19 protein-coding genes are annotated in these 25,564 nt (G+C 71.5%); 12 read left to right on the top strand and 7 right to left on the bottom strand.

What is annotated here, in order from left to right:
- Nucleotides 1-7: 7 nt before the first annotated feature.
- A complete protein-coding gene (locus ACZ3UD_RS05840) occupies nucleotides 8-1,342 on the top strand; it encodes an MATE family efflux transporter (protein ID WP_465582655.1) in 1,335 nt (444 codons plus the stop codon).
- Nucleotides 1,343-1,417: 75 nt separating this feature from the next.
- Here ACZ3UD_RS05840 and rplI read toward each other — a convergent pair whose 3' ends face one another.
- The 4 genes from rplI to rpsF form a co-directional block, all read right to left on the bottom strand.
- The gene (gene rplI, locus ACZ3UD_RS05835; protein ID WP_465582653.1) at nucleotides 1,418-1,864 is read right to left on the bottom strand and encodes a 50S ribosomal protein L9; all 447 of its coding nucleotides are present in this window, start codon (nucleotides 1,862-1,864) and stop codon (nucleotides 1,418-1,420) included.
- Between the two features lie 17 nt (nucleotides 1,865-1,881).
- Nucleotides 1,882-2,118 carry a 30S ribosomal protein S18 gene (gene rpsR, locus ACZ3UD_RS05830; RefSeq protein WP_030059640.1) on the bottom strand — a complete coding sequence of 79 codons (237 nt, stop codon included), beginning with the start codon at nucleotides 2,116-2,118 and terminating at the stop codon, nucleotides 1,882-1,884.
- 79 nt (nucleotides 2,119-2,197) lie between these two features.
- Nucleotides 2,198-2,797, bottom strand: a complete 600-nt coding sequence (locus ACZ3UD_RS05825) for a single-stranded DNA-binding protein (RefSeq protein WP_387613286.1) — start codon at nucleotides 2,795-2,797, stop codon at nucleotides 2,198-2,200.
- Between the two features lie 96 nt (nucleotides 2,798-2,893).
- A complete protein-coding gene (gene rpsF / locus ACZ3UD_RS05820) occupies nucleotides 2,894-3,184 on the bottom strand; it encodes a 30S ribosomal protein S6 (RefSeq protein ID WP_030233085.1) in 291 nt (96 codons plus the stop codon).
- A 319-nt stretch (nucleotides 3,185-3,503) separates the two neighbouring features.
- Between rpsF and ACZ3UD_RS05815 the strand changes: the two genes are divergently transcribed.
- The 3 genes from ACZ3UD_RS05815 to ACZ3UD_RS05805 all read left to right on the top strand — a co-directional run bounded on the left by ACZ3UD_RS05815 (nucleotide 3,504) and on the right by ACZ3UD_RS05805 (nucleotide 6,141).
- Entirely contained in the window at nucleotides 3,504-3,803 is a 300-nt protein-coding gene (locus ACZ3UD_RS05815) for a hypothetical protein (RefSeq protein ID WP_350743877.1), read from the top strand.
- 171 nt (nucleotides 3,804-3,974) lie between these two features.
- Nucleotides 3,975-5,093, top strand: coding sequence for a lipid II:glycine glycyltransferase FemX (locus ACZ3UD_RS05810; protein ID WP_465582649.1), 1,119 nt, complete (start codon nucleotides 3,975-3,977; stop codon nucleotides 5,091-5,093).
- A 13-nt stretch (nucleotides 5,094-5,106) separates the two neighbouring features.
- Nucleotides 5,107-6,141 carry an alanine racemase gene (locus ACZ3UD_RS05805; protein ID WP_465582647.1) on the top strand — a complete coding sequence of 345 codons (1,035 nt, stop codon included), beginning with the start codon at nucleotides 5,107-5,109 and terminating at the stop codon, nucleotides 6,139-6,141.
- Between the two features lie 154 nt (nucleotides 6,142-6,295).
- Here ACZ3UD_RS05805 and ACZ3UD_RS05800 read toward each other — a convergent pair whose 3' ends face one another.
- Both ACZ3UD_RS05800 and ACZ3UD_RS05795 read right to left on the bottom strand, forming a co-directional pair.
- Entirely contained in the window at nucleotides 6,296-7,873 is a 1,578-nt protein-coding gene (locus tag ACZ3UD_RS05800; RefSeq protein ID WP_465582645.1) for a glycosyltransferase family 87 protein, read from the bottom strand.
- Nucleotides 7,874-8,044: 171 nt separating this feature from the next.
- Nucleotides 8,045-10,504: a transglycosylase domain-containing protein gene (locus ACZ3UD_RS05795; protein WP_465582643.1), complete on the bottom strand. Its 2,460-nt coding sequence runs from the start codon at nucleotides 10,502-10,504 to the stop codon at nucleotides 8,045-8,047.
- Between the two features lie 514 nt (nucleotides 10,505-11,018).
- Between ACZ3UD_RS05795 and ACZ3UD_RS05790 the strand changes: the two genes are divergently transcribed.
- The 5 genes from ACZ3UD_RS05790 (at nucleotide 11,019) to ACZ3UD_RS05770 (ending at nucleotide 16,277) form a co-directional block, all read left to right on the top strand.
- Entirely contained in the window at nucleotides 11,019-11,717 is a 699-nt protein-coding gene (locus ACZ3UD_RS05790; protein WP_465582641.1) for a PadR family transcriptional regulator, read from the top strand.
- Between the two features lie 127 nt (nucleotides 11,718-11,844).
- Nucleotides 11,845-12,927: an inositol-3-phosphate synthase gene (locus ACZ3UD_RS05785; protein WP_387613266.1), complete on the top strand. Its 1,083-nt coding sequence runs from the start codon at nucleotides 11,845-11,847 to the stop codon at nucleotides 12,925-12,927.
- A 152-nt stretch (nucleotides 12,928-13,079) separates the two neighbouring features.
- On the top strand, nucleotides 13,080-14,417 hold the full coding sequence (locus ACZ3UD_RS05780) for an MFS transporter (protein ID WP_465582638.1): 1,338 nt from the start codon (nucleotides 13,080-13,082) through the stop codon (nucleotides 14,415-14,417).
- A 196-nt stretch (nucleotides 14,418-14,613) separates the two neighbouring features.
- The gene (locus ACZ3UD_RS05775) at nucleotides 14,614-15,213 is read left to right on the top strand and encodes an LppU/SCO3897 family protein (protein ID WP_465582636.1); all 600 of its coding nucleotides are present in this window, start codon (nucleotides 14,614-14,616) and stop codon (nucleotides 15,211-15,213) included.
- Between the two features lie 59 nt (nucleotides 15,214-15,272).
- Nucleotides 15,273-16,277 carry an LppU/SCO3897 family protein gene (locus tag ACZ3UD_RS05770; RefSeq protein WP_465582634.1) on the top strand — a complete coding sequence of 335 codons (1,005 nt, stop codon included), beginning with the start codon at nucleotides 15,273-15,275 and terminating at the stop codon, nucleotides 16,275-16,277.
- A gap of 72 nt (nucleotides 16,278-16,349) precedes the next feature.
- Here the strand turns inward: ACZ3UD_RS05770 and ACZ3UD_RS05765 are convergent, their stop codons facing one another.
- The gene (locus ACZ3UD_RS05765) at nucleotides 16,350-17,774 is read right to left on the bottom strand and encodes a CCA tRNA nucleotidyltransferase (RefSeq protein WP_465582858.1); all 1,425 of its coding nucleotides are present in this window, start codon (nucleotides 17,772-17,774) and stop codon (nucleotides 16,350-16,352) included.
- Between the two features lie 364 nt (nucleotides 17,775-18,138).
- On the opposite strand from ACZ3UD_RS05765, the gene ACZ3UD_RS05760 reads away from it, so the two are divergent.
- From ACZ3UD_RS05760 to ACZ3UD_RS05750, 3 genes are all read left to right on the top strand, one after another.
- Entirely contained in the window at nucleotides 18,139-20,643 is a 2,505-nt protein-coding gene (locus ACZ3UD_RS05760) for a DUF6049 family protein (protein WP_465582632.1), read from the top strand.
- 58 nt (nucleotides 20,644-20,701) lie between these two features.
- Nucleotides 20,702-23,197: a murein biosynthesis integral membrane protein MurJ gene (gene murJ, locus ACZ3UD_RS05755; protein ID WP_465582630.1), complete on the top strand. Its 2,496-nt coding sequence runs from the start codon at nucleotides 20,702-20,704 to the stop codon at nucleotides 23,195-23,197.
- A 306-nt stretch (nucleotides 23,198-23,503) separates the two neighbouring features.
- On the top strand, nucleotides 23,504-25,564 hold the full coding sequence (locus tag ACZ3UD_RS05750) for a protein kinase family protein (protein WP_465582628.1): 2,061 nt from the start codon (nucleotides 23,504-23,506) through the stop codon (nucleotides 25,562-25,564).

Genomic DNA, 25,564 nt, shown 5'->3' with positions numbered 1-25,564 from the left:
GGAGCCCATGACCGCCGCCCCCACCGAGCCCTCCGGACGCCGACACGACCGCGAGATCCTCGCCCTGGCGATCCCGGCCTTCGGCGCCCTGGTCGCCGAGCCGCTGTTCCTGATGGCCGACTCGGCGATCGTCGGCCACCTCGGCACCCCCCAACTCGCCGGGGTCGGCGTCGCCTCCGCCGCGCTCACCACCGCGACCGGGGTGTTCGTCTTCCTGGCCTACGCCACCACCGCCGCGGTGGCCCGCCGGATCGGCGCCGGGGACCGCCGGGGTGCCGTCCAGCAGGGCGTCGACGGCCTCTGGCTCGCCCTCGGGCTGGCCGTCCCGGTGGTCCTGCTCACCCTGCTGCTGGCCCCCTGGGTGGCCGACCTCCTGGGCGCATCGCCGACCGCCGCGCCGTACGCGGTGACGTACCTGCGGATCAGCTCCCTGGGCATCCCGGCGATGCTGCTGGTGATGGCCGCCACCGGCGTGCTGCGCGGCCTCCAGGACACCCGCACACCGCTGCTGGTGGCGGTCGCGGGCTTCACCGCCAACCTCGGCCTGAACGCCGGCCTGGTGTACGGCGCCGGGCTCGGGGTGGCCGGCTCGGCCTGGGGCACCGTGCTGGCGCAGACCGGGATGGCCGCCGTCTACCTGACCGTGGTGGTCCGCGGCGCCCGCCGCGAGCGGGCGTCGCTGCGGCCGGACGCGACGGGCATCCGGGCCAGTGCCAAGGCGGGCGGTCCGCTGCTGGTCCGGACGGTCAGCCTGCGCGGGGTGCTGATGATCGCCACCGCGGTGGCCGCCCGGCTCGGCGACGACCAGGTGGCCGCACACCAGATCACCATGACGCTGTTCAGCTTCCTGGCCTACGCGCTGGACGCCATCGCGATCGCCGGGCAGGCGATCATCGGGCGCTACCTGGGTGCCTCGGACGTCCCGGGCGCCAGGGCCGCCACCCGGCGGATGGTCGAGTGGGGCGTCGGTTCGGGCGTGGCGCTCGGCCTGCTGGTGGTGCTGGCGCGCCCGCTGTACATCCCGCTGTTCACGCCCGATCCGTCGGTCCAGGGGCAGCTGGACACCGCCCTGCTGCTGCTCGCGCTCACCCAGCCGGTGGCCGGCCTGGTCTTCGTCCTGGACGGGGTCCTGGTCGGCGCCGGGGACGGCCCGTTCCTGGCCTGGGCGATGCTCGCCACGCTGGTCGTGTTCACGCCCGTGGCCCTCGCCGTCCCGGCGAGCGGCACCGGCCTGGCCGGGCTCTGGTGGGCGATGAACCTGTTCATGCTGGTCCGCGCCGCCCTGATGGCCTGGCGGGCCCGCAGCGGCAAGTGGCTGGTCACCGGCGCCGTCCGGGGCTAGGGCCGGTCTCCTCGAAAACGACCGAGGGCCGGACTCCCCGGGGGGAGTCCGGCCCTCAGGCCACTGCTACGGAACTCAGGCAGCCACGACGGCGACGTCGAGGTTGGCCACGACGTCCGAGTGCAGCTTGACCGAGACCTTGTGGGTGCCCACGGTCTTGATCGGCGAGGCGATCGCGACGGCGCGCTTGTCCACAGCCGGGCCGCCGGCGGCCTTGATGGCCTCGACGACGTCGGACTGGGTCACCGAACCGAACAGACGGCCGGCGTCACCCGAGCGAACGGCCAGCTTGACCTGGACGCCCTCGAGCTTGCCCTTGACGTCGTTGGCGGCCTCAAGGGTCTGGATCTCGTGGATCTTGCGGGCGCGACGGATGGCGTCGACGTCCTTCTGACCACCCTTGGTCCAGCGGATGGCGTAGCCACGCGGGACCAGGTAGTTGCGGGCGTAGCCGTCCTTGACCTCGACGACCTCGCCGGCGGAGCCGAGACCCGGCACCTCGTGCGTGAGGATGATCTTCATTACTCGGTCACCCTCTCTTAGCGCGCGGTGCTGGTGTAGGGCAGCAGCGCCATCTCACGGCTGTTCTTCACGGCCGTGGCGACGTCACGCTGGTGCTGGGTGCAGTTGCCGGTGACCCGGCGGGCACGGATCTTGCCGCGGTCGGAGATGTACTTCCGCAGCAGGTTCGTGTCCTTGTAGTCAACGTAGTTGACCTTGTCCTTGCAGAAGACGCAAACCTTCTTCTTCGGCTTGCGAGCAGGCGGCTTCGCCATGGTGTGCTCCATTTGGGGTTCACGGCCCGGCGGGCGTCCGGGGACGCCGGCGGCCGGGCCGCACGAAATCTGTCAGCTCTTAGAACGGGGGCTCTTCCGAGAAGCCGCCACCGGACGGGGCACCCCAGCCGCCGCCCTGGTTGCCGCCGGACGGGGCGCTGGACGCCCACGGGTCGTCGGAGGGGCCGGACTGGCCGCCGCCGGAGTTTCCACCCCAGCCGCCGCCCTGCTGGCCGCCACCGCCGCCCCAACCGCCCTGGCCGCCACCCTGCTGGCCGCCGAAGCCGCCACCGGGGCCACCGGGGCCACCGGACCGGTTGGCCCGGGTGACCTTCGCGGTCGCCGAGCGCAGGCTCGGGCCGACCTCGTCGACCTCGACCTCGAAGACCGTCCGCTTTTCGCCTTCCTTGGTCTCGTAAGACCGCTGGCGCAGTCGGCCCTGCACGATGACGCGCATGCCGCGCTGCAGCGACTCGGCCACGTTCTCCGCCGGCTGACGCCAGACGTTGCACGTGAGGAAGAGGCTCTCGCCGTCCTTCCACTCGTTCGTCTGACGGTCGAAGGTGCGGGGGGTGGACGCGATGCGGAACTTCGCGACCGCCGCACCCGACGGGGTGAAACGCAGCTCGGGGTCGTCGACGAGATTGCCGACGAGGGTGATGACGGTCTCGCCTGCCATGGTGGTGATGACCTCTCGGGAAGATGTCCGTTCACCGCTGTTTCACGTGAAACAGCGGACGCGAGCTACCCGAGACCCGAAGGCCTCAGAGGTGGCTCAGTGGGTGTCCGGGCGCAGGACCTTGGTCCGCAGAACCGACTCGCTCAGGCCCATCTGGCGGTCGAGCTCCTTGACGACCTCAGGCGTGGCCTTCAGGTCGATGACCGAGTAGATGCCCTCGGACTGCTTGTTGATCTCGTAAGCCAGACGGCGACGACCCCAGGTGTCGACCTTCTCCACCTTGCCGCCGCCGTTGCGGACGACAGTGAGGAAGTTCTCGATCAGGGGGGAGACAGCGCGCTCCTCGACCGAGGGGTCGAGGATGACCATCACCTCGTAGTGACGCATGAGTAACCCACCTCCTTTGGACTCAGCGGCCACGGTCTCTCCGTGGCAGGAGGGTTGTGCGTAGCGTCGGCACCGGAGCAGTGACGACTCCGGCCCACCGTAGCGGCCGGGTCCGACAGTCGGCCCCCGCTCACCCGAAAGAGGATGTCGCCCGGAAGAGGGCACAAGGGGGCACAACTACACCAGTGCAGACGGCACAGCCTACCTGCACCCGGACGGCCGAACAAAACGCATAGGGGTTGTGAGAGCGACCCAACCGCCGCAATCTGGACGGAACGGGATTCCTGCCCGTTCGTCTCCACGCCAGGAGGTGGGACTCATGGCCCAGTCCGTCCACCGCATGCCCGCGCTCACACTGAACACCGACGGCCACCCGCACCCCCGCGAGAACACCCTGGTGGCACTGACCGCCGTGCTGGGCGTGATCGCCTTCACCACCTCGTTCTTCTACAACCTGCACGTGCTGACCTCGTGGACCGGCCTGGCCGGGATCGTCACGGGGCTCTGGGGCATGTTCGTCTCGGTCACCACCGCCGAGCGCTTCGTCCTGATGATCACGCTCGGCGCCTCCGCGATCGGCTTCTACCTCGGTATCGCCCGCGGGGGCCTGGTGGGCTGAGCCGACGGACCCCCACGGAACCCCCGGCGCCCCCGCCGCGTATCTGCAAGAAGACAGGTACGCGACGGGGGCGCCGTCGTGCCCGCAGCGGCGGGCCCCCGAGCCCCGGACGATAGGGTCACCCCGAGAACCTGGGGCCACCGCAGCCCGACCGACGAGGAGCACCGAGCAATGAGCCTGCGCCTGAGGACGATCACCCGCGAGGAACACCTCGCCTTCATCAGGAGCCGCGCCTCGGCCAGCCACATGCAGGTGCCGGCCTGGGGAGACGTGAAGGCCGAGTGGCGCTCCGAGTCGATCGGCTGGTTCGACGAGCACAACCAGCTGGTCGGTGCCGGCCTGGTGCTCTACCGCCAGCTGCCCAAGGTCAAGCGCTACCTCGCCTACCTGCCCGAGGGCCCGGTCATCGACTGGTTCGACCGCGACCTCGACCGCTGGCTCTCGCCGATGCTGGCGCACCTGAAGTCGCAGGGCGCGTTCTCGGTGAAGATGGGCCCGCCGGTGGTCATCCGCCGCTGGAACGCCCCCACCATCAAGGAGGCCATCGCCGGCAAGCAGGCCAAGCGCCTGCGCGACATCGAGGCCGACTGGTACGAGCCGCGCGCCTTCGAGGTGGCCGATCGGCTGCGCAAGGCCGGCTGGCTGCAGGGCGAGGACGGCGGCGCCGGCTTCGGCGACGTCCAGCCGCGCTACGTGTACCAGGTGCCGCTGGCCAACCGCTCGCTGGACGACATCCAGAAGGGCTTCAACCAGCTCTGGCGCCGCAACATCAAGAAGGCCGAGAAGAGCGGCGTCGAGGTGGTCCAGGGCGGCTACGACGAGCTTCCGATCTTCCACCAGCTCTACCTGGTGACCGCCGAGCGCGACAAGTTCACCCCGCGCCCGCTGGCCTACTTCCAGCGGATGTGGAACGCCCTCAACGCCGAGGACCCGAACCGGATGCGGCTCTACATCGCCTACCACGAGGGCGAGCCGCTGGCCTCCACCACGATGCTGGTGGTCGGCGAGCACGTCTGGTACTCCTACGGCGCCTCGGCGAACCACAAGCGCGAGGTCAAGCCGTCCAACGCGATCCAGTGGCGGATGATGCGCGACGCCTACGCCCTCGGCGGCGGCGTGTACGACCTGCGCGGAATCAGTGACACCCTGGACGAGAACGACCACCTGTTCGGTCTGATCCAGTTCAAGGTCGGCACCGGCGGCCAGGCGGCCGAGTACCTCGGCGAGTGGGACTTCCCGCTGAACAAGCTGCTGCACAAGGCCCTCGACCTCTACATGTCCCGCCGCTGAGGAGGCTGCTCCGATGACGCTGTCGCTCTACCTCGACACCGAACGCTGGCGCACCCACCAGCGGTCCGTGCTGGCCGAGTTCCCCGGCCTGGTGCCGGTCGCCAAGGGGAACGGCTACGGCCTGGGCAACCACCGGCTGGCCGAGGAGGCGACGCTGCTCGGCACCGGGGTGTTGGCCGTCGGCACCGCCTACGAGGCGGCCGACGCCGCCGAGTGGTACGGCGGCGAGCTGCTGGTGCTCACCCCGTACCGGGTCGGCGAGGAGGTGCTCCCGCTGCCGCACGCCCGGGTGATCCGGACGGTGGCCGGCGTGGACGCGCTGCGCGCGCTGCACGGCGCCCGGGTGGTCGTGGAGTGCATGACCACCATGCGCCGGCACGGCGTGAGCGCGGCCGACCTGCCGACGGTGGCCGGCGAGCTGGACGGGGTCTCCTTCGAGGGCCTGGCGCTGCACCTGCCGATGGACCGGCCGGACGGCTCCAGCCCGATCGAGGAGGTCGCGTACTGGGTGGACACCGCCAAGGCGGCCGGCATCCCGGTGCACACCGTCTTCGTCAGCCACCTCGGCGCGGCCGGCATGGACCAACTGACCCAGCGCTACCCGGGCACCGTCTTCCGGGCCCGGATCGGCACCCGGCTCTGGCTGGGCGACCACGCCGCGCTGGAGGTCCGGGCCACGGTGCTGGACGTCACCCCGCTGAAGAAGGGCGACCGCTACGGCTACCGCCAGCACCCGGCGCCCTCCGACGGCCACATCCTGGTGGTCGCCGGCGGCACCGCGCACGGCATCGGCCTGGAGGCGCCCAAGTACGTGGCGAGCATGGGTGCGCGCGCCAAGGGCATCGCCCGGGCCGGTCTGGCGACCGTCAACAAGACCAAGTCGCCGTTCCACTGGGCCGGCAAGCAGCTCTGGTTCGCCGAGCCGCCGCACATGCAGGTCTCGCTGCTGTTCCTGGACGGGGAGACCGCACCCCCCGCGATCGGCGAGGAACTGGGCCTCCAGGTCCGGCACACCACCACGCACTTCGACCGCGTGGTGGACCGCTGAGCACCCCCCTTATGGTGCTCGGCTCGCCTCCGGGCCGCTCTGACCCGGTGCCGACGGTCGGCGCTCCGGCGCTCGTACCTCGCTAGTCGCTTCTCCCTTTCGGCACCGGCGCGGCCCTTCGGCTCGCTCGCAGCCCTACGGCTCGCTCGCGGCCCTACGGCTTCTCGGCCGGCTCCGGCAGTACGGGCTCCTTGAGCCACTGTTCGGGGCCGGCCGGCGCGTAGGCGGCGTAGCTCTCCTCCTCGTGCAGCCGCCGGGCGGTGCCCAGCACGAACACGTCCGGGGCGCGGTCGAGCACCCCGCCGGAGGGGTCGTCGCTGCCGTCCCAGCGGACCGGGTCGCGGTCCGCGTGCAGGGCGTCGCGGACCACCAGCACGACCAGGTAGAGCGTGCCGAGCAGGTGCAGCACGATCGCGAAGTGGTACCAGGGCACGCCGATCCCGTGCTGCTTGGGCCCGGTCACGAAGCCCAGGTGGGACCAGATCCCCAGGGTGTACAGCACCTCGCAGGCCTGCCAGATCAGGATGTCCCGCCAGCGCGGCCGGGCCAGCGCCGCGAGCGGCAGCAGCCAGAGCGCGTACTGCGGCGAGTACACCTTGTTGACCAGCACGAACAGCGCGACCACCAGGAAGGCCAGCTGCACGAGGCGCGGCCGGCGGGGCGCCGAGAGGCCCAGCCACGCTATGGCCGCGCAGCCCAGCACCATCAGCACCCCGATGTAGAGGTCGAGGTCGGCCAGCCCGACGCCGCGGTTCTGCATCAGGATCAGCCAGAACGAGCCGTAGTCCTCGCCGCGGTGCTTGCTGAAGACGTAGAAGGTCGACCAGCCCTGCCAGTTGGCCAGCATGATCGGCAGGTTGACCACCAGCCAGGTGCCCACCGCGCCGCCCAGCATCACCCGGAACTCGCGCCACTTCCCGGCCCGCCAGCAGAGCACCAGCAGCGGGCCGATCAGCAGCAGCGGGTAGAGCTTGGCGGCGGTCGCCAGGCCGATGAACACCCCGGCCCAGCCCGGCCGGGAGCCCGCCCACCAGGCCATCGCCACGGCGGCCAGGGCGACCGCGAGCAGGTCCCAGTTGACCGTGCCGTTCAGCAGCAGGAGGGGCGAGAGCCCGAACAGCAGGGCGTCCCAGGGGCGGCGGCGGTGGATGCGCGAGAGCGCCACCACGGCGACCACCGCGCAGGCCATCAGCATCCCGGCGTTGATCGCCCAGAACCACTGCTCCTGGTCCTGCTGGGTGCCGCCCCCGGGCGTCAGCCAGGCCGCGACCTGCATGAACAGGCCGGTCAGCACCGGGTACTCGAGGTACTGGAGGTCCCCCGAGCTGCCCGGAATGCGGTCCACGTACGGGTGCAGCCCGGCCGCGAAGCCGCGCCCGGAGAACAGGTGCGGGATGTCGCTGTAGCAGGCGTGGATGTACTGCGGCGACCCCGGCTGGAACCAGGCCTGCTGGTAGCAGGGCAGGTTGTGCACCATGCCGAGCGCCGAGACCACGATCACCACCAGCGCCAGGAAGCGCGCCGGGATCCACCAGGAGACGCCGAGCAGCGCCCGGCGGCCGGGCGGGCCGCCGAACACCTCGCTGCCGACCGCCGCCACCCGGTCCTCGTCGGCCGGGACGACCACGGTGTTGGCCGGCGGCGCGGCCGTGGCGACGGCTGCCGGGGTGGGCCCTGCGGCGGCGCCGGGCCCGTGCGGGCCCGCGGTCTCGTCACGATCGCTCGACGTCATGCCGGACATCCTGCCGCACCGGATGCGCCGGGACGAGGAGGACCCCGCGGTGGCCCCGGCGGTACGAGTGGTACGGAGGGGGCGCGGGCGGCGAAAGGTGACGAAACGGCGGTGGCGGCCCTCCGAGGAGGACCGCCACCGCCGATTCACCGTCGCACCGACTGGCCGCGCCTACGGCGTGGTCGTGCTGCTCGGGGTCGTCTTGCCGCCCCCGGTCGGCTTGCCACCGCCACTGTTACCGCCACCCGGCGAACTGCTGTCGGTCGGCGTCGGTGCCGTGCAGTTCAACAGGAAGCAGGTGCTCGTCGGCGTCGGCGGGTGGGTCGGCTGCTGGGTCGGCTGGCAGTCCACACCCGGCACACAGCGCCCGCCCTGGGTGGGCTGCGGCGGCTGCGGCTGGTTCGGCTGCGGCTGGTTCGGCTGCGCCTGGGCCGACGGGGCCTCGGTCGCGGTCTGGGTCGGCGTCTGGGTCGGCGTGGCCGTGGCCGTGGACGGCGCACCGGAGGAGTCCACCTCGGTGCCGACCGGCTGCGGGTTCGGGAAGTCCATCTTCTTCTCGTTGGCCAGCGCGGCCTTCATGTACCGGGTGAAGACGTCCGTCGGGATGTCACCACCGTGGATGGACTCCTTGCCGCCGGTGCCGTTCAGCGAGAGCCGGTCGTGCTTGTTCGGGTCCTCGCGCCACATCGCGACGCTGGTCACCAGCTGCGGGGTGTAGCCGACCCACCAGGCCGACTTGTTCTGGTCGGTGGTACCGGTCTTGCCGGCCACCGGGCGGCCCAGCGTGTTGGTCTTGGTACCGGTACCGTTCTTCGCCACGTTCACCAGCACGTCGGTGACGTTGTCGGCGACGGCCGGCTCCAGGGCGGCCTTGGTGTCCTTCTTGCCGAAGCCCGGGCGCTCCTTGCCGTCCACCTCGACCTTGGTGGCCGAGTAGGGTTCGGCCTCCTTGCCGCTGGCCGCGAGGGTGCCGTAGGCGGTGGCCATCCGGATCGGGCTGATGGTGGAGGTGCCGAGCGGGAAGGTCGGGGTCTTCGGGTCGGCCAGGCTCTCCTTCTTGATGCCCATCTGCACCGCGATGTCGGCCACGTTCTGGCCGCCGACGTCCTGGTTCAGCTGGACGAAGGGCACGTTGTACGAGAACTGCATGGCCTGGCGCAGCGAGACGTAGCCGCGCTTGCCGGCGTCCTCGTTCTTCTGCCGGTAGGGCTTGCCGTCGTCGCCGATCACCAGCGAGCCGTCCGGCTTGCGGATCTCGGACAGGTCGTCGGAGAGGTAGCGGCTGTCCGCGTTGATCCGCTTCGGCTTGCCGTCGTCGCCCTTCGCGGTCTGCACGCCGACCTGCATCGCGGTGGCCAGTACGAAGGGCTTGAAGGTCGAACCGACCTGGACGCCCGTCGCGTTGGCGTTGTTGTCGAAGTGGCCGTTCTCCACGCCGTCACCGCCGTAGAGGGCGACGATCGCACCGTCGCCGGGGCGGATGCTGGCCGAGCCGAACTGGATGAAGGTGTCGTTGTCGGGGCGCTTCTGCGGGTTGAGGTTCTCTGCCTTGACGTCGTCGACCGCCTTCTTCAGGGCGTCGACCTTGTCCTTCTCGAAGGTGGTGTAGATCTTCAGGCCGCCCTTGTCGATCACCTGCTGGGTGATCGTCTTGTCGGTGGCCATCACGTACTGGTTGACGGTGTCGACCAGGTAGCTGATCTCACCGTTCATGTTGGAGCTGGGCTTCGGCTGGATCGGCTCGGGGAACGTGGTGCACTTGGCCCGCTCCTCCGGGGTGGTGTTGTGGGTGATCACCATCCGGTCCAGGATCCACTTCCAGCGCTCCACGGCGCGGTCGTGGTTGGCCGGCTTGGAAGGGTCGTAGTAGTTCGCGCCCTTCAGCAGTCCCGCCAGCATGGCGCTCTGGCAGAGGTTCAGGTCCTTGGCGTTGACGCCGTAGTACGCCTGGGCGGCGGCCTGCGCGCCGTTGGCGTTGCGGCCGAACCAGCTGGTGTTGAGGTAGCCCTTGAGGATGTCGTCCTTGCTCGTCTGCTGATTGATCTTCAGCGTGATGAAGAACTCCTTCAGCTTGCGGCTGAGGGTCTGCTCCTGGCTCAGGTAGGCGTTCTTGACGTACTGCTGGGTGATCGTCGAGGCGCCCTGGGTCTCCCCGCCCCTCGCCATGTTGTAGACGGCGCGCAGCATGCCCTTGGGGTCGATGCCGCTGTCGGTGCGGAAGGTCTCGTTCTCCGCCGAGATGACGGCGTTCTGCAGGTTGGGGCTGATGTCGCTGAGCTCGACGATCTGGCGGTTGGTGTCGCCCTTGCGGGTCATCTCACTGCCGTCGGCCCAGTAGTAGATCGTGTTCTGTTCGTTCACCAGGTCCTTGAGCTGCGGGACCGTCGTGGTCTGGTAGAGGTAGAACACGATGCCCACGCCGGTGGCGAAGAAGAGCAGGAAGGCGCTCAGCCACTGCTTCCAGGACGGCAGCCAGCGCCGGACGCCGGTCTTGCCCCACCGGGGGTAGTCGATGAAGCGCTTCTTGCCGGGGCCGGCGGCCGCGGCGGCGGAAGCGGCGGCGGCGGCACCCCGTCGGCTGCCCCCCTTGCCCTTCTTCTGCGCGGCCTTGCGCATCTCGGCACGGCCCATCCGGGGCTGCTGAGCGGTCTCCCGGACGCCGGGCGGACGTCGACGGCTGAGCCCTTCCGAGCTCAGCTCATCGGGACCGGGTCCACCCCGACGGCCACCGCCTCCCGGGGGCTGCTGCCCGTCACCGCCCGGGTTGGGCGTCCTTCGCCGTCGCTCGCTCATGTTCCAGCCACTCCTCGCCAGGCCTGTCCAGCCTGAAGGCAGGGTTCACGTCCGATGCCCGGACCGCCCTAACCCCGGAGGTTGGTCCTCGTGCACACGCGACAGCGTACGCAGCACGAAATGGCAACTAATCGGACATCAGCCGTCAATGACCGCAAAACGGCGACAGATCATTACACGCCCGTTGCCAACCCCACCCGCGCGTCGGCTTGTGATCACATTCACGCGTGCCCCCCTTGCCCGTTCCGAGGGCCGGGTTTACTGTTCTCGATATATCGAGCCGATACATCGAAGCGGTATACCGCCGGATGCAGCGGCCGGACGAAGGTCGAGAGGGAGGAGGACGACAGCAGTGGGCAGGCGCTCAGGAGTGCTGGAGTTCGCCGTTCTCGGCCTGCTCCATGACGCCCCGATGCACGGCTACGAACTGCGCAAGCGGCTCAACATCCTGCTCGGAGCGCTGCGGGCACTCTCCTACGGAACGCTCTACCCGTGCCTGAAGAGCCTGGTCGCACAGGGTTTCCTGGTCGAGGACAACCCGGACGTCGAGTACGTCCCGGCCACCGCGCTCAACGGCAAGCGGTCGAAGATCGTCTACCGGCTCTCCCCCGAGGGCAAGCAGCGCTTCGAGGAGCTGCTCGCCGACTCCGGCCCCGACGCGTGGGAGGACGAGCGGTTCGGCGTCCACTTCGCGTTCTTCGGCCAGACCGACCGGGCGGTCCGGATGCGCGTCCTGGAAGGCCGCCGGAGCCGGCTGGAGGAGCGTCTGGAGCGGATGCGCAGCTCGCTGGCCCGGGCCCGCGAACGGTTCGACGACTACACCGTCGAACTCCAGCGGCACGGACTGGAGTCGGTGGAGCGCGAGGTCCGGTGGCTCAACGAGCTGATCGAGACCGAGCGGGCCAACCGCACCGGCCGGACCGGGCCCGCCACCGGCGGCACCGCCGCCGGACCCCACCAGACTTCGGACGGCCGTGGCCACGAGACCGGGTCCCCGGACCCGTCCGGGCCACCGTACGACCGCCCGGGGCGCTCCGCCCAGGAGCGCTGACACCGCGTCAGCCCTGTGCCACGCGGCAGGAGCGGGCGCCTCGCGCCCGGACAAGCAGTCATCGAAGAAGCAGGACGAGTACCGCCGACTTCGGCGGTGCTCATGAGATCACAGGGAGCAACCGGAAATGGGTTCGGTTCGCGTAGCCATCGTCGGCGTGGGCAACTGCGCCGCCTCGCTGGTGCAGGGTGTCGAGTACTACAAGGACGCCGACCCGGCCGGCAAGGTCCCCGGGCTGATGCACGTCCAGTTCGGTGACTACCACGTCCGTGACGTGGAGTTCGTCGCCGCGTTCGACGTCGACGCCAAGAAGGTCGGCTTCGACCTGGCCGACGCCATCGGCAACAGCGAGAACAACACCATCAAGATCTGCGACGTGCCGCCGACCGGCGTGACCGTCCAGCGTGGCCACACCCTCGACGGCCTGGGCAAGTACTACCTGGAGACCATCGAGGAGTCGGACGAGGCCCCGGTCGACGTCGTCCAGGTCCTCAAGGACAAGCAGGTCGACGTCCTGGTCTGCTACCTGCCCGTCGGTTCCGAGCAGGCGGCCAAGTTCTACGCCCAGTGCGCCATCGACGCCAAGGTCGCCTTCGTGAACGCCCTGCCGGTGTTCATCGCGGGCACCAAGGAGTGGGCGGACAAGTTCACCGAGGCCGGCGTGCCGATCGTCGGTGACGACATCAAGTCCCAGGTCGGCGCCACCATCACGCACCGCGTGATGGCCAAGCTGTTCGAGGACCGCGGTGTCATCCTCGAGCGCACCATGCAGCTGAACGTCGGCGGCAACATGGACTTCAAGAACATGCTCGAGCGCGAGCGCCTGGAGTCCAAGAAGATCTCCAAGACCCAGGCCGTCACCTCGCAGATCCGCGACCGCGAGCTGGGCGCCAAGAACGTCCACATCGGTCCCTCGGACTACGTGGCCTGGCTGGACGACCGCAAGTGGGCGTACGTCCGCCTGGAGGGTCGCGCGTTCGGTGACGTCCCGCTGAACCTGGAGTACAAGCTCGAGGTCTGGGACTCCCCGAACTCCGCCGGTGTCATCATCGACGCCGTGCGCGCCGCGAAGATCGCCAAGGACCGCGGCATCGGCGGCCCGATCCTGTCGGCCTCCTCGTACTTCATGAAGTCCCCGCCGGTCCAGTACTTCGACGACGAGGCCAAGGAGAACGTCGAGAAGTTCATCCGCGGCGAGGTCGAGCGCTGAGCGCTGAGCTCCTGAGGGTTCAGTTCGAAGTTTGAGCTGCCTCCCTCATAGCTCCTCAGAAGGGCCCACGGTCACCGGATCGTGGGCCCTTCACCATTTCGCGGCCAATGTTTCACGTGAAACGGTGCCCGGTTCCATGGCACCCTGGGCGGGTGGCGATCACCGAGAACGGCAGCACCCACCAGTCCGCGCACCGTGCCACGCTCCTCGGTCTGCTCCGCGGCCGGGACTTCCGACGGCTGCTGACCGCCCGGGTGCTCTCCCAGCTCTCGGACGGCGTCTTCCAGGTCTCGCTCGCCGCCTACGTGGTCTTCTCCCCCGAGAAGCAGTCCTCCCCCGCCGACATCGCCTCGGTGCTGGCCGTGATGCTGCTGCCGTTCTCGGTGATCGGCCCGTTCGCCGGGGTGCTGCTGGACCGCTGGCGCCGCCGCCAGGTGCTCTACTTCGGCAACCTGGCCCGCTTCGGGCTGGGCCTGGGCACCGGCGTGCTGCTCCTGGTCCAGGCCCCGACCTGGCTGTTCTTCGCCTCCGCGCTGCTGGTCACCGCGCTCAACCGGTTCATCCTGGCCGGCCTGTCCGCGGCCCTGCCCCGGGTGGTGGAGCAGGACCGGCTGGTCACCGCCAACGCCCTGTCCCCCACCCTCGGGACGGTCGCCGCCGCCTCGGGCGGTGGCATCGGCTTCCTGCTGCACCAGGTGATGGCCCCCGGGCCGCGGGCGGACGCCGCGCTGGTCACGGTCGCCTCGCTGCTCTACCTGTCGGCCGCGCTGGCCGCCCGCCGGATGGACCGCGACCTGCTCGGCCCGGAGAAGCACGGCGACCACCCGGCGCTCGGCCAGGCGCTGGTGCGGGCCGCCGTCGAACTCGGCGCCGCCCTGCGCCACCTGCGGCGGGACTGCCGGAGCGCCGTGCACGCGCTGGCCGCCGTCACCGCGGCCCGGTTCTGCTACGGCGTGCTGATCGTGGTCGTGGTGATGCTCGCCCGGTACACCTTCAACGACCCGGCCGACAGCGCGGCCGGCCTGGCCACCCTCGGCCAGGCGGTCGGCTTGTCGGCCGCCGGGTTCTTCGTCGCCGCCGTGGCCAGCCCCTGGTGCACCCGGCGGCTGGGCCTGGCCGGCTGGATGACGCTCTGCCTGCTCGCCCCCGTCGTCTTCGTCCCCGCGCTGGGCCTGTTCTTCGCCCCGGTGCCCTGCCTGATCGCCGCGCTGCTGCTCGGGGTGGTCACCCAGGGCACCAAGATCTGCGCCGACACCGTGGTTCAGGAATCGGTCGAGGACGAGTACCGCGGCCGCGTCTTCGCCATCTACGACGTGCTGTTCAACGTCGCCTTCGTGGCCGCCGCCGTGGTCACCGCCCTGGTGCTGCCGCTGTCCGGTCGGTCGGTCGCGGTGGTCGTCGGGGTCGCGGCGGTGTACGCGCTCACCGCGGTGCTCTACCTGCGGGCCGCCCGCCGCTCCGGCCCGCTGCCCGGCGACCGGCACTCCTGAAACCGCGCTGCGGAAGGCCTCGGTGCGGCGAACCACCGGGCCCGGCGACCGCGCTGTGCGAAACCGCGATGTCCCGGAATGGAAACCGCCTGGTCCCGGAATCCCCTTGTGGGCTCCGGACGGATTGCGTCCGACCCAGTCGCTAGGGTACGTAGACCTGTCGGAGCGACAGCACTTGGTCTCGGGGGACGAACTGATGAGCACACCGCCCGGCCCGTACGGGCCGCCACCACCCACGCCGGCGGCCCCGGCCGGCTTCGGGCCGCCCCCGCCGGCCTACGGGCAGGCGCCGTACGGTCAGGCGCCGTACGGTCAGGCGCCGTACGGTCAGCAGCCCTACCCCCAGCACCCGTACGCCCAGGCTCCCTTCGGGCAGCCGCAGCCGTACCCGCAGCAACAGCCCGCCTCCGCTCCCCCGGCGCCCCCCGCCAAACGCGGCCTCCGGTCCAAAGTGCGGATCGCCGTTGGGGCCGTCTGCGCCGCCGGGGTGGCCGTGGCCTACTTCGTGGCCGGCCCGAGCGTCAGCAGCGCCAAGGTCGGCGACTGCGTCCGGGTGAGCGGCCGCAGCGATGTCGAAATCGTCAAGTGCACTGACTCCAAGGCGAATTACAAGGTGCTGGCGAAGTTCACCGGCACCACCGACGTGAACCGCTGCCAGCAGACGCCGCAGACCACGCGCACCGTCTACGGCAAGACCGGCCGCCGCTGGAACACCAAGCGGTACGTGCTCTGCCTCGGTTCGCCGGCCCCCACCGCACCCAGCACCACCGGCTACCCGCCGGTGAAGAAGTCCTGACCTCGTCAACCACCACCCTTCTCCGGGGGGACCACTTGTCCGTTCCGCCTCCGCCCCAGATGCCGTTCGGCCCTCCGCCGGGCGACGGCAACCCGTACTCCGGCGGCAGCCCGTACGGGGCGCCGCCCCCGCCGCCCCCGGGCCCGCCCGGGTACGGCTACCCGAGCGCCCCGCCGCCGTACGACGCCCAGCAGCCCGGCTACGGCTACGGGTACCCGCCGCCGGCCCCGATGGACGGTCAGACCTGCCGCTTCTGCGGCGGCTACCCGGCGGTGAGCGCCACCGTCCGCGGCCACCAGGGCCTGGTCCTGGCCTACCGGATGCTGCGGATGCACGGCCCGTCCTGCCGCACCTGCGGGACGGCCACCGTGCGCGACATGTCCGCCCGGACCCTGGTCCAGGGCTGGTGGAGCCCGGCGTCGCTGATCCTGGCGCCGATCACACTGCTGCTGAACCTCGGCGCGAACGGCCGGATCAAGCAGCTGCCGCCGCCGATGCCGGGCACCCACGGGCCGCAGCTCGACCCGGGCGTCCCGCTGGGCCGGCGGCCGCACACGGCGATGCTGCTGCTGCCGGTCTCCCTGGTCGTCACCGTGATCCTGGCCGCCACCGGCGTGCTCGGCCCGAAGGACGACGACAACAACGCGAACCCGGCGCCGACACCGGCGCCGGTCACCTTCTCGCCGACGCCGCTGCCGATGCCCACCTACACCCCGCCGACCTTCCCCTCGCCGACCTTCACCCTGCCGCCGCTGCCGAGCATCACCCTGCCGCCGGTCACCACGCCCACCCCGACCGACTCGACGGACGGCCCGGACGACGCCAAGGTCGGCGACTGCCTGCGCAACGAGAACGGCGCCAGCGAGACCACCGACACCCACCCGAAGGTCAGCGTGCTGCCCTGCACCGACTCCAAGGCGCAGTACAAGGTGGTGTACAAGTACTTCGCCACCTCCGACCAGAAGGTCTGCGAGAAGCAGCCGAAGGCGGACAGCTGGTACACCAGCAAGCACCCCAGCCTCCCGGCCCTGGACTACGTGCTCTGCCTCAAGCAGCTCAAGTAGCCGGCGCCGGTACGACCGCGAGGGGTGGCCCCGGCCGAGTGCCGGGACCACCCCTCGCGTCGTGAACGGACGTCAGCCCTGCTGCTCGGCCCACCAGGCCCGCAGCGCCGCGACCGCCTCGTCGTGCTCCATCGGGCCGTGCTCCAGCCGCAGTTCGAGCATGTGCTTGTACGCCTTGCCGACCAGCGGACCGGGCTTGACGCCGAGCAGCTCCATGATCTGGTTGCCGTCCAGCGCCGGGCGGACGGCGTCCAGCTCCTCCTGCGCCTTCAGCTCGGAGATCCGCTGCTCCAGGCCGTCGTAGGTGCGCGACAGCGCGGCGGCCTTCTTGCGGTTGCGGGTGGTGCAGTCCGAGCGGGTCAGCTTGTGCAGGCGCTCCAGCAGCGGCCCGGCGTCGGTCACGTAGCGGCGCACCGCGGAGTCGGTCCACTCGCCGCCGCCGTAGCCGTGGAAGCGCAGGTGCAGCTCGACCAGGCGCGAGACGTCCTCGGTGAGCTCCTTGGAGTACTTCAGCTCGCGCATCCGCTTGCGGGTCATCTTGGCGCCGACCACCTCGTGGTGGTGGAAGGAGACCCGGCCGTCCAGCTCGAAGCGGCGGGTGCGCGGCTTGCCGATGTCGTGCAGCAGCGCGGCCAGCCGCAGGGTGAGGTCCGGGCCGTCCTGCTCCAGGGCGATGGCCTGCTCCAGGACGGTCAGCGAGTGCTCGTAGACGTCCTTGTGCCGGTGGTGCTCGTCACGCTCCAGCCGCAGCGCGGGCAGCTCCGGCAGCACGTACCCGGCCAGCCCGGTGTCGACCAGCAGCCGCAGGCCCTTCACCGGGTACTTGGCCAGCAGCAGCTTGTTCAGCTCGGCCTGGACCCGCTCGGCCGAGACGATGGCGATCCGCTCGGCCATCTCCGTCATCGCGGCGACCACCTCGGGCGCCGGGTCGAAGTCCAGCTGGGCGGCGAAGCGGGCGGCCCGCATCATCCGCAGCGGGTCGTCGGAGAAGGACTCCTCGGGGGTGGCGGGGGTGCGCAGCACCCGGGCCTCCAGGTCGTCCAGACCGTGGTGCGGGTCGACGAAGCCGCGGCCGGGCAGGTCGACGGCCATCGCGTTGACCGTGAAGTCCCGGCGGACCAGGTCCTCCTCGATGGTGTCGCCGTAGGTGACCTCGGGCTTGCGCGAGGTGCGGTCGTAGGCCTCGGAGCGGTAGGTGGTGATCTCGATCAGGAAGGAGCCCTCGGCGGTGTCCTTGCGGGCGCCGACCGTGCCGAAGGCGATGCCGACGTCCCAGACCGCGTCCGCCCAGCCCTTGACCAGCTTGAGCACCTGCTGCGGACGGGCGTCGGTGGTGAAGTCCAGGTCGTTGCCGAGCCGGCCGAGCAGCGCGTCCCGCACCGAGCCGCCGACCAGCGCCAGCCGGTGACCGGCCGCCTGGAACCGGCGGGCGATCTCGTCGGCGACCGGCGACACCCGCAGCAGCTCTTGCAGCCCCAGGGTCTGGGCCTCGCTCAGGCCTGGGACGACCTGGACGGCGGTGCTGGAACGATCGGTGCGCGCGTTGGACTCATTGGCAGTGGACACGGCTCACAAGGGTACGTGCCCCGACAGGTCAACCGCCCGCGCGTTTTGGGCGTCTCACCTCACAGCCCGCAACACTGCACGCCAGGCTGGATCGTTACCATGCCGGTGGACGAGTCTCGCGCACCGGAACCGGGGATGCGGTGTCGCGTGCCGCCACCGCCGACGGAACCCTCCGCGGCAGCAGTGCGGCGAACGGCGTCAGGCGAAGAACGTCGAGCGGGGAACGCCCGGCGGCAGCGCCGGGCGGACAGCATCAGCAGCGAGCGATCGATCGAGAACGGCGAGGGCGAAGCGAGTGAGTGAGCCGGCACGGCACTCGGGCCTGGGGGCGCACCGACAGCCTGGACGGGCCGCGGGCCCCGCCGAACGTCCCGCGGAACGCGCCGCCGACGGACGGAGCCGGGGCCGCCGCGCCCGCCGTTTCGCCGCCGCCTGCGCGGCCGTCCTGACCCTGTTCACGGCCGCCCCGGCCGTGGCGCTGCCGGCCGGCGGCGACATCCGCCCGGCCGCTGACGCCACGACCACCGCGGAGTACCCGGTGGTGCTGACCGTCGAGACGGTGACCCCGCAGGTCGCCGCCCCGAACGGCACCGTGAGCGTCAGCGGGCACGTCACCAACGCCGGCAAGTCGGCGCTCAAGGGCGCCCACGCGGCGATCCGAAAGCCGGCCTCCAGCAAGCCGCTGCAGCGGCGCAGCGAGCTGCAGCTGGTGGCCACCCGCAACGCGCCCGGCAGCGCCGACGGCGTGGAGCTGGACAGCCCGCAGTACGCCCTGCCGGAGCTGGAGCCGGGCCAGAGCCAGCCGTACACCCTGAGCGTCGCGGTGAGCGACCTCGGGCTGTCCGACAGCGGCGTCTACGAGCTCGCGGTGGACGCCTGGGGCGCGACCGCCGACAACCCGCGCGACCGGGCCCTGGGCATCGCCCGCAGCTTCCTGCCGTACAACCAGGGCGGCACCGAGGCCCAGCCGACGAAGATCACCACGCTCTGGCCGCTGGTGCACGCCCCGGTGCTGGCCGCGCAGACCGTCTCCGACAACGACCAGACCGTCCCGGTGCTGCGCGACGACAGCCTGGCCGCCGAGTTCGCGCCGGGCGGCCGGCTGTACGAGCTGGTGGACACCGGCTCCAAGCTGTCCAACCTGACCTGGGTGGTCGACCCGGACCTGCTGGACGCCGCGTTCGCGATGACCAACAAGCAGTACCGGGTGCAGAAGCCGGGCAAGGAGTCGGGCAAGCCGGCCAGGGACGACAACACCGTCCCGGGCAGCGGCTCGGCCGCCGCCACGGCCTGGCTGGACAAGCTGCGCGCGGCCGTCGCCAAGCAGGGCAGCCAGGTGGTCGCGCTGCCGTACGCCGACCCGGACCTCGCCTCGATCGCGCACAACGGCGCCGACCTGACCGGGATGGGCACCGCCCTGAACAAGGCGGCCACCGCCGGCCGGCTGACCGTCGAGGGCCGGCTGTCCGTGGACACCCGCTCGGACGTCGCCTGGCCGTACCAGGGCTACCTCGACCAGCAGATCGCCGGCATCGCCCGGCAGGCGGGCAGCGGGCTGGTGCTGGTCAACGGCGCGAGCATGCCGGAGCCGGACTCGGTGAACTACACCCCGACCGCAGTGCGCCCGATCGGCAACGGACAGAACGCCCTGGTCGCCGACGACACGGTCTCCTCGCTCTTCCAGAAGGACCTGACCAGCCCCAAGGACCAGACCGAGGCGACCCAGCGCTTCCTGGCCGAGACCTACACGATCACCCACGAGCAGCCGCAGAACCAGCGCGGACTGCTGGTCATGCCGCCGCGCGAGCTGTCCGCCGCCACCGCCAAGGTGCTGGCCGGCGCGCTGCAGGCGGCGACCGACAAGTGGCTGGCCCCGGTGAAGCTGGACACGCTCGCCCAGTCCGCACCGGACCCGAAGGCCAACACCGCCGTCCCCTCGCCCGCCGACTACCCGACCCAGGCCCGGGCCACCGAGCTGTCGGCCGCCGACCTGAGCAGCACCGACAAGATCCAGCGGGACCTGGACACCCTGATGCGGGTGCTCACCCTGCCGCAGCGGGTGCGCGGCCCGTTCAGCGCCGCCATGGTCCGCTCGCTCTCCACCGAGTGGCGGGCCCAGGGCCCGGCCGGCAGCACCTACCGCGACGGTGTCACCAAGTATCTGGGCGACCTCACCGACGCCGTCAAGGTGCCGCCGAAGACGGTGGTCACCCTGGCCGGGAACACCGGCCTGCTGCAGGTCAGCGTGAAGAACGACCTCACCCAGACGGTCACCAACCTGAAGCTGGTGCTCACCTCCACCCAGCCGAACAGACTGTGGGTGGGCAAGGAGGAGGAGCTGGTCATCCCGGCCTCGCAGAGCGTCACCCTGCGGTTCCAGGCCGCGGCCCGCAACAACGGCCCGGTCACCATGACCGCCCAGCTGTGGACCACCGGTCCCAACCCGCAGAAGTACGGCACGGCCACGACGTTCCGGGTCGAGGTCACCTCGGTGACCAACGGGGTGCTGTACGTCTTCGCTGGCGCCGGCGTCCTGCTGCTGCTGGCCGCACTGCGCTTCGTCCGCCAGCGCAAGCGCCGCGGCGGGCAGCCGCACGAGGACGGCGACCAGCCGGTCGGGGACGGCCCCGCGACGGACGGCTCCGGGGACGCCGCCGAAGCGGAGCCGGAGGCCCCGGCGGAGGGCCCGGCGGAGGGCCCGGCGGAGGACTCCGCCGGTGACGCTCCCGCGCAGACACCGCGCGCCAGCAGCCCGGATGGCCGGGATCGGACCGCCAGTGATGAGAAGGTTGGTCCTTGATACCGCCGACCCCCCGTAACGCCGGGCCGGCCTCCCCCCACGACAGCGAAGAGGTGACATGACCGGGCGCAGCGAGGAGCGGCCGCCGGGCCGCGGTGAGAGCCGGCCGGGCGCCGAGTCGCCGTCCGGCGACTGGTACGTGGCCGACACCTACGCCCAGGACCCGTACGCGGCCGACGCGTACGGGCCCCCGCAGGACGACCAGGACCCGTACGGCCTGCGGGCCGGACGGCCCGCGGCCCCGCAGCCGCCGGTTACCGCGTACGACGTGCCGCCGCAGCTGCCGCCGCAGGGCGGCGGCTACCCGGCGCCGGTGCCGCCGGCCCAGTTCTCGTCGCCGAGCCCGTTCTCGCCCCCGGTGCCGCCGGTGCAGCCCGGCTGGGACACCCCGGCGCAGGCCGCCTGGCCGCAGCAGCCGCCTGCCCCGGCGGGCGGCCAGTGGGGCGGCGCGGAGCAGCCCCAGCCGCAGTGGGAGCCCGGCCCGGCGCACTCGGCCTGGGACAGCGAAACCACCGAGTACGTCGGGGTGGACGCGCTGTTCGGCGGCCGCCAGGCGGAGCCCGCGGGCCCGCCGCCGGTGCCCCAGCCCGCCCCGGCCCAGCCGACCGCGCCCGTGCCCCCGGCCGCGCCCGTGCCCCCGGCCGCGCCGGTCCCGCCGGCCGCCCCCGCGCCGTACCCGCCCACGGGCGGCTACCCGGGGCAGCCGCAGTACGGCGGCCCGGACGGGCAGCGCCCCTTCGTACCGCCGATCGAGTTCGACCCGCCGCTCTCCGAGGAGGAGGCCACCATGCAGGTGGCCGCCGTGGCGGTGCCCCCGGCGGTCGAGCCGCTGGCGGACCTCGCCGAGGAGCGCGCCGCACAGCCGCAGGAGCGGGCCGCCGAGCCGGCCCCGGCCGCCGGCGGGGGTGGCGGCAAGGTCGCCAGCCTGCTGAACTCCAGCGCGATCATGGCGGCCGGCACCCTGGTCTCCCGGGGCACCGGCTTCCTGCGGACGATGGTGATCGCCGGTGCGATCGGCATCGCGGTCATGGGTGACTCGTACAACGCGGCGAACACCCTGCCGACCCTGCTGTACATCCTGATCGGCGGCGGCGCGCTGAACGCGGTCTTCGTGCCGCAGCTGGTGCGCAGCATGAAGAACGACGAGGACGGCGGCACCGCCTACGCCAGCCGACTGCTCACCCTGGTGATGGTCGGGCTCGGCGGCGTGGTGTTCCTGGCGGTGCTCGGGGCGCCCCTGCTGGTCCAGCTGATCGCGCACCCGATGATGTCGAACCCGGCCCGCGCCGACACCACGGTGGCGCTGGCCCGGTACTGCCTGCCGACCATCTTCTTCATGGGCGTCCATGTGGTGATGGGCCAGATCCTGAACGCCCGCGGCCGGTTCGGCGCGATGATGTGGACCCCGGTCCTCAACAACATCGTGGTGGTCTTCACCTTCGGCGCGTACATCTGGGTCTACGGCGGCTACAACGGCACCCAGGTGACCCCGGAGAACATCTCCCCGGAGGGCGTCCGGCTGCTCGGCCTGGGCACCCTGCTCGGCCTGGTGGTCCAGTCGCTGGCGATGATCCCGTACCTGCGGGCCGCGGACTTCCACTTCCGTCCGCGCTTCGACTGGCGCGGCCACGGCCTCGGCAAGGCGGCCCGGCTGGCCAAGTGGACCTTCTTCTTCGTGCTCGCCAACCAGGCCGGCTACCTGGTCATCACCCAGTTGGCCACCGCCGCCGGCAGCGCCGCCGAACAGGGCGGTCACGGCGGTGTCGGCCTGTCGGCCTTCTCCAACGCCCTGCTGATCTGGCAGCTCCCGCAGGCCGTCATCACCGTCTCGATCATGAGCGCGGTGCTCCCCCGGCTCTCCCGGGCGGCGGCCGACGAGGACGCCGGCGCCGTCCGCGACGACCTGTCGTACGGACTGCGCACCACCGCGGTGGCGGTCGTCCCGGCGGCCTTCCTGTTCCTGGCGCTCGGCCCGGCGATCGGCCGCTCGATCTACGCGGTCGGCGGCGGCAGCACGGCCCTGGACAACGCGACCAACGTCGGTCTGATGCTCTCGGCCTTCGCGCTCGGGCTGATCCCGTACTCGGCCCAGTACGTGATGCTGCGCGGCTTCTACGCCTACGAGGACACCCGGACGCCGTTCTCCAACACCGTCTGGGTGGCCGCCTGCCAGGCCGGCTTCTCGCTGATCTGCTGGGTCGCGCTGCCCGCGCAGTGGACCGTGACCGGAATGGCCTTCGGCTACGGCCTCGCCTACGCCGTCGGAGTGACGGTCGCGGTGCCGAAGCTGAAGAAGAAGATCGGCGGGCTGGACACCAAGCGGATCGGCAAGACCTACAGCCGGCTGGCCGCCGCCTGCGTCCCGGCCGCGGTGATCGGCCTCGGCGTCAGCCTGGCGGTCCAGCAGGTGCTCGCCGGCTGGGCGGGCAGCGTGCTGTCGGTGGTCCTGGGCGGCGGCCTCCAGATGCTGGTGTTTGTGTTCATCGCGAAGCGCCTGCGGATCGAGGAGATGAACGCCATGCTGGGCATGGTCCGAGGCCGACTGGGCCGCTGACCACCGCGCCAACCGGCCGGACGAGCGGGCGCCCTGACCGGGCGTCAACCGGGGCGACCACCGCCTCCGCCCGTCCGGCCGAATGCTGTGCCGCCACCCGTACCGGGCGCCCCTGGGCCCACAAGGTGGCGGCCCGGTGTCGGATCTGCACCACATCTCTCCACCCCTGCGCAACCGAGCGGACCTTTCAGCGGTCGTACCCGGTGGAGAAGAGTGGGCACAATTGTCCTGGAGCACAGGGCGGCCAATCCGCGGGCTCCAGCGACTCTCTAAGGCCGGGGCGACACAAGGGGAGGCAGGACCACGGTGGCTGATGGCACCAAGGCGGTCGTCGACACGTCAGCAGCTGACGCGGCGGCGGACGAGGCCGCGCTGGCCGCGGCGATCGACGAGCTCGGGGACGGGAAGGCCGCCCCGGCGGACGCCGCCGACGCCCCTTCCGCGGACGCCCCCTCCGCGGACGCCTCCTCCGCGGACGCCTCCGAGGCCGACGACGAGACCGACGACGAGACCGACAACGAGACCGACGACGAGGCCGAGGGCGAGGCGGCCGACGCGGCCGACGACGAGGCCCCCGCGGCCGACGACACGGACGCTCCCGCGGAACCCCGACCGGGGGCCTCCGTCGGCGAGGAGACCTCGGAGATCACCGCCCCGCTCTCGGTCCAGGAGATCGCCGCCGAACTGGCCGCTAGCTCCGCCCCGAAGAAGCCCGCTCCCGCCCCGGAGCCGGCCGCCGCCAAGCGCCGTCCCACCGACCCGCAGCCCACGGTCGACCCACGCGACACCGCCACCCTCCCGCGCACCCTCCCGGCGCCGATGCGGCACAGCGGCGACATGATCGGCCACCGGTACCGGCTGGAGGAGTGCATCTCCCAGACCGAGACCTTCAGCAGCTGGCGTGCCGTCGACGAGAAGCTGCGCCGGGCCGTCGGTGTCCACCTGATGGCCTCCGGCCACCAGCGCGCCCGCAAGGTGCTGGCCGCCGCCAAGTCCGCCGCCCTGCTCGGCGACCCGCGCTTCGTACAGGTCCTGGACGCCGTCCAGGAGGGCGAGCTGGTCTACGTCGTGCGGGAGTGGCTGCCGCGCGCCTCCGACCTCGCCAAGCTGCTCGTCAACGGTCCGATGGAGCCGCACGAGGCGTACCAGATGGTCCGCCAGGTCGCCGACGCGGTCGCCGCCGCCCACCGCCGCGGCCAGGCCCACCTGCGGCTCACCCCGCGCTGCGTGCTGCGCACCGACAGCGGCCAGTACCGGATCAACGGCATCGCGGTGGACGCCGCCCTGCGCGGGCTGCCCGCCGAGGACTCCGGCGAGGACGCCCAGCGCACCGACACCCGTGCGATCGGCGCGCTGCTGTTCGCCGCGCTCACCCACCGCTGGCCGTACCCCGAGGACCGCTACGACCTCCAAGGGCTGCCGAAGGGCTTGCAGAACGCCGCACCGGACCAGGTCCGCGCGGGCGTCCACAAGGGCCTGTCCGAGCTCGCCGCGCGGGCCCTGTTCGACCACCCGCCGCACCACGCCGAGCCGATCACCACCCCGGAGGAGCTGGTCCGGGAGATCGCCCGGCTGCCCAAGATCCGCCAGCCCGAACCGGAGCTGCCCGCCTTCCAGGCCCCGCCCCGGCACAACACCCACGCCCTGCCCACCGCGCCCAACCCGACGCGAGTGGCCGACCCGGCGGTCTCCCCACTGCCGGCCTCCTCCCGGCCGACCGCCTCCCGGCGCACCAAGCGGCGGCTGCGTCGAGTGGTCAAGGCCACCGCCTGGACGGTCGCGCTGGGCGCGATCGGCGTCGCCTCCTGGCAGTTCGTCGGCAGCCTGCGCAACACCGGTCAGGCCGTCGCCACCCCGCAGCCCTCGGTCAGCACCGCCGCGCCGAGCGCGCAACCGACGGCGCACACCCCGGTGCCGATCCAGCCCAAAGCCGCCCTGTCGTACCACCCGAAGGGTGACCCGGAGTCCGCCTGGGCCCTGTCCAAGGCCATCGACGGCGACCCGAACACGGCCTGGCCGACCTTCAACTACAACGACCAGTTCGCCCCCGGCGGCTACAAGGACGGCACCGGCCTGCTGATCGACCTCGGCTCGTCGCAGTCCGTCAGCTCGGTGACCGTCCAGTTCGTCGGCACCACCACGGCCGACATCCGGATCCCGAACTCCCAGACCAACGAGGGGAACCTGCAGAAGACCCCGCTGGCCGACTTCACGGTGGTGGCCCAGAAGCAGTCCGGCACCACCATCACTTACACCCTCGACAAGCCGACCGACACGCGGTACTTCATGATCTGGCTGACCGCTCTACCGAAGGACTCGGACGGCCAGTACCGTAGCGGGATCGCCGAGGTCAAGGTCACCGGCTGA

The organism is Kitasatospora sp. NPDC023118 (assembly GCF_055560875.1).
This window is presented reverse-complemented; position numbering and strand designations above follow the sequence as displayed.

Bases quoted from the DNA above. Each gene is read 5' to 3' on its own strand.
- ACZ3UD_RS05840 (WP_465582655.1), top strand. From the start codon at position 8: ATGACCGCCGCCCCCACCGAGCCCTCCGGACGCCGACACGACCGCGAG.
- rplI (WP_465582653.1), bottom strand. From the start codon at position 1,864: ATGAAGATCATCCTCACGCACGAGGTGCCGGGTCTCGGCTCCGCCGGC.
- rpsR (WP_030059640.1), bottom strand. From the start codon at position 2,118: ATGGCGAAGCCGCCTGCTCGCAAGCCGAAGAAGAAGGTTTGCGTCTTC.
- ACZ3UD_RS05825 (WP_387613286.1), bottom strand. From the start codon at position 2,797: ATGGCAGGCGAGACCGTCATCACCCTCGTCGGCAATCTCGTCGACGAC.
- rpsF (WP_030233085.1), bottom strand. From the start codon at position 3,184: ATGCGTCACTACGAGGTGATGGTCATCCTCGACCCCTCGGTCGAGGAG.
- ACZ3UD_RS05815 (WP_350743877.1), top strand. From the start codon at position 3,504: ATGGCCCAGTCCGTCCACCGCATGCCCGCGCTCACACTGAACACCGAC.
- ACZ3UD_RS05810 (WP_465582649.1), top strand. From the start codon at position 3,975: ATGAGCCTGCGCCTGAGGACGATCACCCGCGAGGAACACCTCGCCTTC.
- ACZ3UD_RS05805 (WP_465582647.1), top strand. From the start codon at position 5,107: ATGACGCTGTCGCTCTACCTCGACACCGAACGCTGGCGCACCCACCAG.
- ACZ3UD_RS05800 (WP_465582645.1), bottom strand. From the start codon at position 7,873: ATGACGTCGAGCGATCGTGACGAGACCGCGGGCCCGCACGGGCCCGGC.
- ACZ3UD_RS05795 (WP_465582643.1), bottom strand. From the start codon at position 10,504: ATGGGCCGTGCCGAGATGCGCAAGGCCGCGCAGAAGAAGGGCAAGGGG.
- ACZ3UD_RS05785 (WP_387613266.1), top strand. From the start codon at position 11,845: ATGGGTTCGGTTCGCGTAGCCATCGTCGGCGTGGGCAACTGCGCCGCC.
- ACZ3UD_RS05775 (WP_465582636.1), top strand. From the start codon at position 14,614: ATGAGCACACCGCCCGGCCCGTACGGGCCGCCACCACCCACGCCGGCG.
- ACZ3UD_RS05770 (WP_465582634.1), top strand. From the start codon at position 15,273: ATGCCGTTCGGCCCTCCGCCGGGCGACGGCAACCCGTACTCCGGCGGC.
- murJ (WP_465582630.1), top strand. From the start codon at position 20,702: ATGACCGGGCGCAGCGAGGAGCGGCCGCCGGGCCGCGGTGAGAGCCGG.